Below are 13,228 nucleotides of genomic sequence, written 5' to 3'. Positions count from 1 at the left end.
TACAGAACGGCAGCCATGGGCCATGGCTGCCCTTGTTGTCAGTGAAGCATGCGGCCTGCACGCATTACCAGATCAGATACCGCGCGGTGGATCCTGAGAAATATCATTCTGATAAATGCGACAGTAATGTTGACATCTTTTGCTACCTTGATTCCGATCAGTTGCGCCAGGCGTTTGATCAGGCGCAGCACCCAGAAAGAAATGTCTTTACTGATCTGGTAGGCCTTGTGCATAAAGATTGCCAGCCTGTCGAGAAGTGTGAAAGCTGTGCTGCCAGAGATTACCAGTGCGATTCCAGCCAGCTGACCTATTTTCTTCAATACCCAAAGCAGTGCTTCGCCTGCCAGCCACGCTGTATTCAAGGATAAAGAAAGTATGGAGTCAGATTTCAGCCAGGCTTCGATACTTTGCTCCAGATTTCCTTGAGGGCGACGCTTTCGCAGTATGTCCCAGTCCAAACTTGTAGTGCCTTTTCGGTCCTGTGAAACCGTTTTGCGATAGGTATCCGAGCTGTGATGGTTGATAGGGTTGAGGGAGCTCGGAGACAGAAGCTGCAAGTCTCCCTTGCCACCGTCGGGAACGTGAATAAATGGCCATGTGGGCACCATCGGAACAGGATCATTGCGATGATACACGCGAAAAATATTATCTTCTGACAGCCGGCGTTTGCAGTTACTGGAAAAGATATTCAATCCCACCCGGGGGCTGCCAAACGTGTATAGCTTGACGGTTTTTCCAGTATTGATCGATAACCAGTCGGCGGTCAATGTTGCCAGGGCTCCACCAAGACTGTGTCCGACACAATGGATCGTGTGAGTGTCTTTAGGAAGTTGCCGGACAAAATTCTGTATCTGGGGAAGGTAAGATACAAATGTATAGTAAAACCCCTGGTGAACCTGGCCGCCAGTGTGGAATCGCTTTATCCCAGCATTCAGGTCCGTAAGGCCATCGTAAAGGCTTGCCGTACCTTTCAAGGCAACAAAAGATTGGCCTTTGAATTTCCCTATCCCGTTGCTCGCTATTCCAATTGTGTGTTCATTTTTCAGAAAAAATAGAGAGCCAGTTTCGCCTTTGAGATTTTTGTTGGTCTCAACATTGAAGTCTGATTGATAGACCTTAAGAAAGTCGTCTTTCCTGAGTTCGTCATTGAGGTCATAAATATCTTGAGCTAGGCGTGCGGCGTATAGAGGTTCTAGCTGGCTCATTGGTCACTCCATGTGCATTTGGTAAATAGTGCGGGACCAAAATCCCGATACATCTTCTCGTCACCTTTTAATTCACAGGTAAGATCAAGAGGTGTTCCTTCGAGTTCTGAATTTATGTCGGGGCTTCTCTTGGAGAATGACCAAATCCGATCTTCTGATCCATCTACAACAACAACAATCTGTTGGGCTGCGACAAATTCGGCAGGGAAAAACTGTGTGACGCCTCTGCGGCGGATCTCTGGAAGCTCAACAAGCCCTTCGCTGTCAGTGAATGCGTAGTCTTCTCCCTTATCTTCGTTCCAGGACCATCTTCGAATAACTTTCAGGCCTTCTACAGGTTTGCTATCGAGAGTTATCGAAAGACGGACTGGGGAAAATACGTATGCTTTACCTGCATCGAAAATAGACATTGCTTCTACCATGCTTGAAATTGAGAATATGAGTGCCGATAAGCATAGGGTGATCATGTGGTCCCAGGGCTTTCGGAACTTACTCCTAAATGCGCTGATAATTTTTCTCTTTGTAGATTCGATATTCATAATTGAAGTTCGGTAATCGATGGGTAAAAGGAACTTTTCCTCTGTCACAATGCCGCTATCCTGCGCAAATAGAGGTTGCTGGGATCCGATTCTATCCTCCAATAAGAACGGTCGGATAACCGACCACTATCTTTCCTCCATGCGCAGTAGTATCCCCCATTCGCGCCGCCGGCTTCCCCTGGATCATTACGGTTGTACTGCCCATGGCAATGCTGTCGGGCGGTCCAACACAGGTACAGGTGCTGCCAACGGTGGCCGAGGGCATGCCACCTATTATTACCGTTGGGCCGCCAGGGCTGACAATCGGGCCGCCGACATGGGGAACTGTACCGGTCACCATCGGGCACACGTGCATGTCGGTAATGCGTGAAGCGGGTTTTCCCATCGTCTACTCCTCGATTCTGCCGTTGCCACCGCGGGCCAGATCCAGTCCCTGCTGCATGTAGCGCGCAAAGCGCTTGGCGGGGTCTACCGGGTCGGACAGTACTGCCGCCAGGGTTACGCTGCCGGCTACTGCGTGGGCGTAGAGGTGATCCGGTGCTTCTATCGCCGGTTCACCTTCCGCCGCCAGGCTGCCGTGGCTCCAGCTGGCCGCTGTGGCGGCCCAGCTGGCTGGGGTCTTGTGCCTGGTCTTTTCGCCCAGAGCCTTACATCTCAGGCGGGCCTCTTCGCTCGGCTTCTTGGCCCAGGTCTCTGCAGCCAGCAGGGCATTAATGTTGTCTTCGTCGGTCTGCGGGTTCTGTATGTCACGGGCTGCCAGGCAGGCCCACCACACGGCCTCACGCTTGGGGAGCCCGTGGGCCAGCAGCTTGATGGCGTCCGGGTAGAGGCCGGCCTCCACCAGGTGATTGATACTCACTTCCGGTGCAGTATCCGGTACCAAATGCACCTCTGCTTCCTCGCTGACATCGAAGTTTTTCAGCAACTCGGCGGCAGTCAGGGCCTGTACTTTCACCAGGTCTGTCATTGTCCAACTAACTCCATCAATTGATCATGGTGACGCCGCCCTTCAGGGTCAGCATGCCGCCGCCCTTGACCTCGGCGGTGGCATCGCCCTTGAACGACAGGGTGGTCCCCTTGATGGTAATGCCGGCGGGGGTCAGCTTGATACTGCTGCCACCCACTTTGAGTTCGATGGATGTCTTGGATGTGATCTGTATCGCGCCCATTACGTCCGTGGTCTGCTTGCCTTTGCTGACCTTGAGGGTGTGGTTACCGGCGCCAATTGTGGTTTTCTGGTCGCCCTTGTCCACCTTGACGGTCTGGTCTCCCTTGGCGATGGTGACCGTCTCGCTGCCGTCGGTAACAGTGATGCTGCGGTCCTGTTTGATTTCCAGGGTCTGCTTGTTCTCGATCTTGCCGGTCTGGTCATTGTGGATCACAAAGTTGTGGTCCTTGCCGGCCTCCATATAGATCTCTTCCTTGCCGCCCTTGTCATCGAAGCGCAGCTCATTGAACTTGCTGCCCTCGTACTCTGTTTTCCAGCCGCTCTGGGTGGCGGTGTAGTTGGGGCCGGGGTTGTCGCCGTTGTAGACAGCGCCGGTAATCAGCGGGCGGTCCGGGTCACCATTGATATAGGTGACCACCACTTCCTGGCCAATGCGGGGCACGAAGTTGGCCCCCCAGTTCTTGCCGGCGAAGGACTGCATCACCCGTACCCAACAGCTGTTCTGCTTGGAGTTCCACGGAAATTTGACCTTTAGCTGGGTGTAGGGATCCTGCGAACCGTCCGAAGCGGTCGCCTTCACCTCCAGAACCTGGGCCACTTGTGGGGAGTGAATTCTATTGGCGCAGACCTGAGGGTCCGGACGCGGCATCACGGCGGAGGGGATGCAGCTGAAAGTATTCTGAAAACGGGAATCACTGTTGTTGCTGTCGGTGACGGATATCTGGACAGAAGTGATCAGGTACTTGCCTTTCTCTGTCGACAGGGAATGATCAAAATTGAAGCGGCCGCCGGCACTGAACCCCGGGCAGTCGCTGCGGCCGTGGCCGACATCAAAGGTCGCCTCCTGGGACTCCATCGCCCTATCGGCCAGCGCCTTGTGGTAACTGTCCTTGAATTTATGCTTGTGCTCACCCTCTGTCTCGAAGTGATTCAGGCCATAGAGGCTGCGTATATAGGCGGAGACATCGTTGAGCTTGCTGGTGGTCTTGACTTCCTGCTTATTGTCCTTGGATACCGTGTACTCGCTGTAGTCCTTCAGGTCGAATCCACCACCGTGGTAGTTGAAATTGCGCTGCCAGCTGCTGACTGTATGCTTGGTCGGATGGCTGCCACCGCCGTCGTACTCAATTTTATCGCTTTCGCAGTCGTAGAAGTCCTGCGGATCGTCACAGAGAACCAGCTCGTGCTTCCCATCTGAATGCTTGAAGTAATAGGCGATGCCTTCCTCCGCCATCAGGCGGCTAGCGAACTGGAAGTCGCTTTCATCAAACTGCACGCAGTATTCCCGCGTAATGTATTCCGCATTGAGTTTCAGGGATAGCTTGATGACCTTGCTGTACTCTCCCAGTACCTCCTCCAGTATCTGCTTGGCAGACTTCTTCTCGAATACGCGGTTTTTGCCAGCGAGACCGGTAAACCAGAGTCCGGGCTGGATTACGGCCTTGTAACTGCGCATGCCCTCGGCATTGACGTCGAGCATCGAGAAGTGTGTCACGTATCCATTGATATAACGTGGTGATTTGGAGTGGTGCACGGAGACTGTCACCGGCTTACCGACAATACCATCCTGGGTGATGGCGTGGTCGTCGGACATCAGCTGGAGTTCGTAGCGGAAAGGTCTGGAAATATACTCCTCACCCTGCAGTGCGGTAGCAATTAACGCATCCTTGCCGATAGGACTATCGACAAGAATCATACGTTTATCTTGATTGAGAGTAGACATAATCAGCCCCAAAGTATCCCTGATGGTGCCTGACGACTTGCGCATTTTGTAATGCGCGATGCCGGTTTTTTAGCGAAACACTCAAAAAGCGCTCGGCTAAAAAACCGAGGGGCCGCAGCCCCGCAGCCTTCGGCTGCAGGCCTCGGCCCCTGCGGTGAGAACCGAAATTCGCCTTACAGCACGGTAGCGGTAGTGAGATCGTATCCCACGCGCATGTTTTTCGGGTTTTTGTTGGTCTTGTCCGCGTGGTTGAGGTCGGCCTCAATCTTGGCGAAGCTCAGGGAGATGGACTCCTGGGGAGCGCCGCCGGCAGAAGCGCTGATGCTGTAGGAAGAAATGATGGCATCTTCCAGCTTGTAGACAGCGTACTTCTCGACAGAGTTGGCGCCAGTCTGGACTACGTGAAATTCTGCAGTAACGCCTTCGTCGCCGGATACGGAAGCCTTGAACAGGCCGCCGGAAGCCGCGTCGATACGCTTGGTGACAGTGATTTCACTGATGCTGGGACGCGAGGCCTCACGGTTGGCCATAGCGCCGGCTTCCATGCTGATACCGCGGCCTACGCCGAAGTTGAAGCTGTCTACTTCAATCCAGTCCTCGTAGCCCTTGGCGGTTACGTTACCCTTCGGTGAGTTGCTGTTGAAGTTCATGTAGATAGCCATAAGAAATCCCTCTTAGGTATGGTCTGTGGCTTGGGTGGTGCATCCTTTACCACCGCGGTATCGCAGCAGTTCAGGCTTGCCGAAACGGCAATTGCAGGCATTTAAGCAGAGTGAAATGGAAAAAAAAACCGCAATTTACAGCTATTTAATCGACTCTGGCACGAATACCTGGGGCAAGTTGGCGGTGCCTTCTTGCAACTGTCGGCATTCCGTAAATTTGCTCTGGCACCATTTACTGATCCGTTGTGTTTGCTGGGGCGGGAGAAGTGATTAGCAAGAAAAGTAAAATTTTATCGATTATGGGTCACTCCCACTCTGACCCCAATTATTAGTGAAAATATTTCCAGTAGTCGCTGTCGATGTCTGTGGTTGTGTAATGTCTTGTAATTTTGCCGTTGAATGGTGAGCTGGTTCACGCCCATATAGTTAACTTGTGCAGTGGCTTGGGTGCGACGGAAATTTCAAGAATTTTTTATCCAAGGGTCGTTGTTGCAGAATTTTCCGTTGGGTATACTGCGCGCCTGCTTTATTACCATGTCTTTAATATCGGGATATTTTTTCCGGTACGGCAATAGGATATGCCGTTAAAAATCTTCCAGGGAGGCGGATTTGAACGATAAGACGCGAGTAGTCGGGACTGCGAGGCGCTCAACAGGGGGGGCTGCGGGTTCTTCACAGGGTGGGGGACACGAGGATGGTGATACCACCGTGTTCGTTGCGCGCGACAACACCGGAGCCAACGACCACCCGCCTGTAGGGGGCAACCCCGGCCTTATCCCATCTGCCGCAGCCGGGTTTACCGCTGACGCCACCGTGTTCAAGGCGCCCGCCAGGCCACCGGGCAGCTCAAATCCCCAGAAGATGCGCACACCCGAGCGCGCGCCAGCGTTCTCAGGCGATTCTCACTCCGGAACTGGCGCTGTTACCAAGACGATCATCAAGGGCCGTTTTGAGTTGGACAAGCTGCTCGGGGTCGGCGGCATGGGGGCGGTTTACAAGGCATTGGACCGCCGTAAGCTGGAGGCCAATGACAGCGAGCCCTATGTGGCGATCAAGCTGCTGAACGATGATTTCCGCCAGCACCCGGATGCCTTCATTTCCTTGCAGCGCGAGGCGCGCAAGTCCCAGACGCTGGCGCACCCGAACATCGTAACGGTCTACGATTTCGACCGCGAGGACGAGCGCGTCTTTATGACGATGGAGTTCCTCGAGGGTGCGCCGCTCGACAAGTTATTGCGAGAACACGCCGATGTCGGCCTGGAGTTCGAGCAGGCCTGTTCGGTGTTGCACGATATCTCCCAGGCCCTGATCTATGCCCATTCCCACAGTATCGTCCATTCGGACTTCAAGCCCGGCAATATCTTCGTCACCAACAAGAAGGGTGCGAAGGTATTTGACTTCGGCATCGCGCGCGCTGTTTCCGGTGGTGTGTCCGGTGTTGGCGAGAAGACCCTCTTCGATGCCAGCACGCTGGGTGCCTTGACCCCGGCATACGCCAGCCTGGAAATGTTGAAGGGCGCCGAGCCGGCACCCAGCGACGATGTCTATGCCCTCGGCTGTGTCGCCTACGAGCTGTTTGCCGGTCGCCACCCGTTTGGCAAGGTGCCGGCGGACCGGGCCCTTGAACAGCGGCTCAAGCCCAAACGCATCAAGGCCCTGAACCGGCGTCAGTGGCGGGCCCTGGAGGGCGCGCTGGAATTGAGGCGGGTCAACCGAACCGCGACGGTAGAGGAGTTCGTCCACGGCTTCTTCGTCAACAACACCTGGAAGTGGGTGTTGGGTACCGCCTTTGCCGCCCTGCTGGTGGGTGCCGCCGTGGGTTACAACCACCTGGAGCGGGAGAATGTCGCCGAGCAGCAGCGGGTCAAGGTGGAGCTGGAGCAGAAGTTGCAGCGCGAGCTGTTGGAGCGGCGTATCGCCGACAAGCGCGAGGCCATCGACAGGCTTATCGCGCTGAGTACCCTGACTCGCTCCTGGGAGGAGGATCTCGAGCTTGAGCTGGGTGAGTACGCCGAGCTGAATCCCTCGGATGAACAATACCTGGATGATTCCCGCCAGCGGGTTTACGAGCTGTTTGTAGCCGGTGCCACAGGTCAGCTCAACCTGGGTAACCTGGAGGAGGCGGACACAATGTTGTCACGCTCCTCGGGCTGGTACGAGGAGTCCAGCGAGGCGGCCCAGATCAAGTCGAAACTGGAAACCGAGCGGGAAGAGTTGCGTGCGCGCCTGGAGGCGGAGCGACTGGCGGCAGAGCGGGAAGCCGAACGGCTGCGGCAGCAGGAGTTGAGCAAACAGCGCCGCCAGGCGGCGCTGGCGCATCAGCGGCAGATAAACGCGGTGCTGGATGATATGGAAGTTGCGCTGCGCTGCAACTTCGGAATGAATATCTCCGGCGGCGTTGGAACCCAGCTGGCCCGGTTATCGCAATTGGACAGTGCCAAGGCGCTGAAGATTCGACCGGTGCTGGGCAGTGAATTGAGTGGTTGCTTCACCAAGCTGGCCTCAACAAGCCCCATCCGAACCGAGCCATTGTTGCGGGAGGCGCGGGCGCTCCTGCCAAGCCAAGTGGAGTTACGGGAATTCAAGCTGGATTTCTGCGGGCACCTGCGCCCCGGCAGTGGCGGCCGTGGCGACCGCTATAGTTGCGCGGATCGACTGGCCAATGGTGCCGACGGGCCGACCATGGTGGTGGTAAAGGGAAGCAAGCGGGTACCGCTGGTAATCGGTAAGTACGAAGTCAGCAACGGTGAGTTCAAGCAGTTCTGCCGCGCGACCGGTGGCTGCAGTGACCTTGCGCTGGGTGCAGACAGTCTGCCGGTGCAAAACGTCAATGTCTCCTATGCGCGCGCCTATTTGGAGTGGCTGAGTGCCCAGACCGGCTACGAGTACCGGCTACCCAGCGAGCGGGAGTGGTTCGCTGCGGCCAGTGCCAATGGCCAGCAGGAGCTGCCGGATCGAAACTGTCACCTCAAATATGGCGGAATCGAGAAGGGTGCGGAGCTGGTGTCAGCCAGGGCCGGTTCCGGCAATACCTTCGGTCTGGTCAACCCGGTGGGTAATGTGCAGGAATGGGTATTGGGTGAGGGCGACCAGTTGATGGCGGCGGGTGGCAGCCGCGAGGATCCAATGAGCCGTTGCCTGGCGACAAGTAAACGCTACCACCTCGGCGAACCCGATCACGTTACCGGATTCCGGGTCGCCAGAGACCTGAACTGATAATTAGATGCCCCGTTTATAAGTATCGTGGCATCGAAGCAAAAAAGTGAATACAAGGATTTGTAAGGGGTGGATATGCGCGCGCGTTACAGAAGTCAGTTAGTCGTAGTCGGTGCCGGTCTGCTGTTGCTGCCTCCGGTGGCCTCCTCGCAGGAGGATTCCAGTTTCCGCAGCCGTGTCAGGGCCGCATTTGACCAGGATATACCGACCGTCAGCGAGCAGGATGTGACACGAGACTTCCTGCAGCGTACCCGCGAGGAGCGCGATCCCAATCTCGATATCGATATTCCCGAATTATCCAAGCGCACTGAAGGACCGCGGATTACCGTCAGTAAAATCCAGTTCCACCGCCTGCAGGAATACCCGGAGTACGGTATTGAGCGAGAAAAGGTGGAGAAGCTCGCCGAGGATCTGCGGGTAAAGCTTATGAAAGAGGACCAGCTCCTCGCCGGTGGATATACCGTGGACGACATGGAGGAGCTGGCCCTGCAGCTGGATGGTATGGGGGCGCGCTACAGCGTGGAAAACCTGGGGCCAAGGGAGCTGCGCAGGCTGGTCAATGTGATCGACAAGCAGAATTCAGTCCGTGGCCTCACCTTCGGTGACCTGGAAGAGATTGCCGCCGAGTTAACCAGCTTCTACCGCAAGCAGGGTCTCTTCCTGGCCCAGGTCCAGATTCCTGCACAGGAAGTCAGGGACGGTGTGGTTACCATGACGGTACAGGAGGGGCTTCTGGGCCAGGTGGTCGCGGAGAACAATCGCAAGTATTCCCTTGAGCAGCTGGCCGCGCCATTCGAGGAGCAGCAGGGCAAGCTAGTCAGTCATGCGAACGTGGAAGAAGGGCTCTACCTGCTGAATGATCTGCCAAGCCTGAATATTACAGGTTATTTTAGTGCCGGTGACAGTCCCGGAGAAACCAGGCTCAACTTGCGGGTGCGCGACGAGCAGACCTGGCGCACTGTAACGCGTTTCGACAACCACGGCTCTATCTTTACCGGCGATCAGCGCCTATTTACCTCGGTGGACTGGCTGAATCCGCTGGGTATCGGCGACGCACTGACAATCGGATACCTGAAGTCCACCAATGTGGACAACCTGGATTCCGATTCAGATTTCGGCTCGGATCTGGGCCAGTTCCGCTACAGCCTGCCGCTGTTGGGGCCGCGTACGCGCCTGCAGTTTTCCGTCGATTACAACCAGTTCTCGCTGCAGGACATCGAAGACAAAAAAAATATCCTCAACCGACTGGAGATGCAGGGCGTAAATGAAAGTTACGCGTTGACGCTGGATCACAAGTTCCGTCGCTCGCGGGACTTCAACCTTACCGGTTCGTTCAGCCTGACCGACAAAGAGTCCGAACTGGAAGCCATTATCGAGCTGCCGGAACCCGGCGACCATGTGCTCGGCGGCGAATTCGGGCTCTATATGGACAGCCTGTCCAATGGCGCCGTGCCGATGCTGAATATCCTCAACGCCAAGATCCAGTACGGCGAGCACCAGAACACCGTCGATCCCGAGCGCGGCGGTAATTTTGGCAAGTTTGCCGCGGATACCAGCTCGCTGCTGTTTATTCCCATGCCCTTCAGCGATGTCAATTCCCGCCTGATCCTGAAGAGCCGCTGGCAGTATAGCGACAAGAGCCTGCCGGCCTTCGAACAGTTTTCCCTCGGCGGTGCCAGCGGTGTGCGCGCCTTCGACGTGCGCGACTTTTCCGCGGACAAGGCGGCGCTGCTGTCGGCCGAATGGTATTTCGATCTTCCCGATGTGCTCAATCCCCGCCTGTTCGGCAGCAGCCTGAACGACATTATGCAGGTGGCACTGATCGCCGATGGCGCCTACGGCGTGGTGACCAACTACGAAGACGATGTCCACGACGACTGGGGCACCCTCTCCGGTGCCGGCTTCTTGTTCAAGTTCAGCTGGCAGGAGGCCTTTACCAGCCAGGTATCGGTTGCCTGGCCGACCATGGCCAAGTCGTCGATCGAGGGCACCGGCGACGACCCGGACGATCCGACCGTCTACGCAGATATCTCATTCTTCTTTTAATTGATTCTCCATTCTATCGACTGCTGTTGGAGCAGGAAGCTCTTTGCAAGGTACCGGTATGAAAGCTAAAAAAATGACGCTCGAGCTGAAAAAAATCACTTCGGCCATCAAGGTGTGGCAGCTGGCCTGTGCGGGACTGCTCGCCAGCCAGATCGCCGCTCCGACCGCTTACGCGGCCCCGAAAGGCGGCACTGTGGTCGGCGGTGAAGGCACTATCGATACCAAGGATCTGACCACCATTATCGACCAGCAGACCGATCTGCTGGCGATCGACTGGGATTCCTTCAACCTCAGTGAAGAAGAGCTGGTCAAGTTCCTGCAGCCGGATTCCTCCTCGATAGTACTGAACCGGATCCTCGACCAGAGCCCGAGTGAAATCCGCGGCGCCATCGAGGCCAACGGCCACGTCATCCTCGCCAACCCCCGCGGCGTACTCTTTACCGAGACCGCGACCGTCAACGTCCGCGCCATCACCGCCTCCGGCCTGGACATGGACCCGGCCGAGTTCATGAACGGCAATTTTGCCTTCAAGGGAGAGGACGGCAGTGCCGGTGTCGTAGTCAACCGCGGCGTGATCAACGCCTCCAGCGCGGTGCTGGTGGGCAAACAGGTCACCAATGCCTCCAGCGGCCTGATCAGCGCCGAAATGGTCAGCCTCGCCGCGGCCGACGAAGCGGTGCTGACCTTCGATGCCGACGGCATGATCGGGGTCAAGATCACCAAGGAAGTGATGGAAAACCAGCTCGGCGTCGACAGCGCCGTGCTGAACGAGGGCCATATCGACGGCACCCAGGTGCTGATGGAAGCCAGTGTGTCCGGCGACCTGTTTACCTCAGCGGTGAATAACGAGGGCACAGTTCGCGCCCGCGGTATTGACACCAGCGGCGGTGTCATCCGCCTGACCGGCTCCGGCGGCGCCGTGGCCAACAGCGGTACCCTGGATGCATCCGGAAGCACCGGCGGCCAGGTGACAATCGAGGGCGACAGCGCTACCCACAGCGGACAGATAGCTGTACGCGGCAACAACGGTCGGGGTGGCCAGGTCAAGATCCTGGGCGACCGGGCTACCGTCAGCGGCGATATCGATGCCCGCGGCACCGCCGGCGGCGGCGAAGTGCTGATCGGTGGTGACTACCAAGGCAAGAACGATCATGTCCGCAATGCCGAAACCACAGTGGTTACCGCGGAAGCCGGTATCGATGCGAGCGGTATCGGCGACAGCGACGGCGGCAAGGTAATTGTCTGGGCTGATGACAGCACCGATTTCGCCGGCACTATCCGCGCCCAGTCCGGTGCAATCGGCGGTGATGGCGGTTTTGTCGAGACTTCCGGTAAGGTCAATCTGCGATTGGGTGAGGACACCATGTTTGTGTCCACGTTGAGTCTCGCAGGCGGGGAAACCGGGGAGTGGCTATTGGACCCGGGTTGGTTAGAGATAGTCGATCCGCCCGGGAGCTCAAGCTGTACAAACTGTATCACGGTCGAAAGTATTCAAGCTGCACTCATTGACAACAACGTCACTATCAAGGTGACAAGTGCCTCCAGTGCAACAACGACGACTGGCGGAGGTCTAAACGAAGATACTAGCGATCTTTCACGATATGAATACGGTATTCGGGTGAGTAGCGATTTGACGTGGAGCAGTGCGCAGGCGCTCACGTTGGATTCCTTTAGCGGGATACAGATAGCTAGCGGCGTAAGTATAGCTGCCGATAATGGCGATTTGGTCATGATTGCAGGACCTTCAGCGCAAGACGGCGTCAGTTCATTTCTAAATGACGGAACAATAGCTGTTACCAATGGCAGCTTATCTATAACTACGGCTGAGTCGTTTGAAAATAATGGCAGTATCACGGCAAATGGCTTTTCCCTAAAAGTCGGGCAGAACGAAAGTGGTAGTACAAATATTCTAGGTGAGATCACTGTTACCGGCTCAGCGGGAAGCGTAGTCGGGGGCAATGGCGAAGACAGTTTTGACCTGACAACAGATAACAATCAAATCGTTGTAGAAAATGATGGAAGTTTCCTTCTTAACTCAATGCTCGATTTTTCGAATATTGAAATAGTAGGCGCCGGAACCGGTAGCCATATTGACGCTAATGCCTACTCCAATATATTGGCACTAACGGGTACGGATTCGCAGGTTAAACTTACCCACGATACCGGAAGCACCTTGTTCAGTGGAATTACCTCAGTTCAGGTTGAAACCCTGACAGGTTCTGCTGGCGATGACGAGTTTACCGTTGCCGAAACCGGAGCGGGAACCGGCGTTTACACTGTAAGCGCAGACCTGATCACGTTTAGCGACGTGACCACCGTCAACGCTGGAGCCGAAGCTGGCGGACCGGACGGAGACAAGGTCAACACCGTGGGTGATATGACCCTGACCGGAGAGGACGGAGAGTTTCTCAGCAACAGTATCACCTTTAGCGGTATCGAGTCCGTGAGTGGCGACGGCAGCAGCATAGTTGGCTCCGCCAAGGCCGACCACTTCATCGTCAAGGCAACCACGGTGAATGCCAACGGCATTGAGTTTTCCGGATTTGCCAGCGAGATAGATGCGGGCTCACAGGAAGCGGGTACGGTCGACGAGGTTGAGGGACATACTGGCCAGCACTGGACAATCGTCGGTAACGCTGACAACAGCGCGAGCAATAACGGTATTACCT

At 56.0% G+C, this 13,228-nt stretch carries 9 protein-coding genes; 3 read left to right on the top strand and 6 right to left on the bottom strand.

The genetic code is table 11. The features are described from left to right. Positions 1-38: 38 nt before the first annotated feature. From IG627_RS03545 to IG627_RS03520, 6 genes are all read right to left on the bottom strand, one after another. Positions 39-1,205, bottom strand: coding sequence for a lipase family protein (locus IG627_RS03545; RefSeq protein ID WP_193190029.1), 1,167 nt, complete (start codon positions 1,203-1,205; stop codon positions 39-41). Next, a complete protein-coding gene (locus IG627_RS03540; RefSeq protein WP_226864676.1) occupies positions 1,202-1,744 on the bottom strand; it encodes a DUF6795 domain-containing protein in 543 nt (180 codons plus the stop codon). Before IG627_RS03540 ends, IG627_RS03545 begins: the two co-directional genes overlap by 4 nt. A gap of 91 nt (positions 1,745-1,835) precedes the next feature. After that, positions 1,836-2,084, bottom strand: coding sequence for a PAAR domain-containing protein (locus IG627_RS03535; protein WP_226864684.1), 249 nt, complete (start codon positions 2,082-2,084; stop codon positions 1,836-1,838). Positions 2,085-2,132: 48 nt separating this feature from the next. Next, the gene (locus tag IG627_RS03530; protein WP_193190024.1) at positions 2,133-2,711 is read right to left on the bottom strand and encodes a DUF6931 family protein; all 579 of its coding nucleotides are present in this window, start codon (positions 2,709-2,711) and stop codon (positions 2,133-2,135) included. A gap of 16 nt (positions 2,712-2,727) precedes the next feature. Continuing rightward, complete coding sequence (locus tag IG627_RS03525) at positions 2,728-4,608, bottom strand: type VI secretion system Vgr family protein (RefSeq protein ID WP_226864675.1); 1,881 nt, start codon at positions 4,606-4,608, stop codon at positions 2,728-2,730. A 200-nt stretch (positions 4,609-4,808) separates the two neighbouring features. Continuing rightward, positions 4,809-5,297, bottom strand: a complete 489-nt coding sequence (locus IG627_RS03520) for an Hcp family type VI secretion system effector (protein WP_193190020.1) — start codon at positions 5,295-5,297, stop codon at positions 4,809-4,811. 708 nt (positions 5,298-6,005) lie between these two features. On the opposite strand from IG627_RS03520, the gene IG627_RS03515 reads away from it, so the two are divergent. The 3 genes from IG627_RS03515 to IG627_RS03505 all read left to right on the top strand — a co-directional run. Then, positions 6,006-8,513, top strand: coding sequence for a protein kinase domain-containing protein (locus IG627_RS03515; RefSeq protein WP_193190018.1), 2,508 nt, complete (start codon positions 6,006-6,008; stop codon positions 8,511-8,513). 75 nt (positions 8,514-8,588) lie between these two features. Continuing rightward, positions 8,589-10,559: a ShlB/FhaC/HecB family hemolysin secretion/activation protein gene (locus IG627_RS03510; protein WP_193190016.1), complete on the top strand. Its 1,971-nt coding sequence runs from the start codon at positions 8,589-8,591 to the stop codon at positions 10,557-10,559. 58 nt (positions 10,560-10,617) lie between these two features. Further along, positions 10,618-13,228, top strand: a 2,611-nt coding sequence (locus tag IG627_RS03505) for a two-partner secretion domain-containing protein (protein ID WP_193190014.1), incomplete at its 3' end; no start/stop codon positions are given.

It is taken from the genome of Microbulbifer taiwanensis, assembly GCF_014904815.1.
Lineage (GTDB): Bacteria > Pseudomonadota > Gammaproteobacteria > Pseudomonadales > Cellvibrionaceae > Microbulbifer > Microbulbifer taiwanensis.
This window is presented reverse-complemented; position numbering and strand designations above follow the sequence as displayed.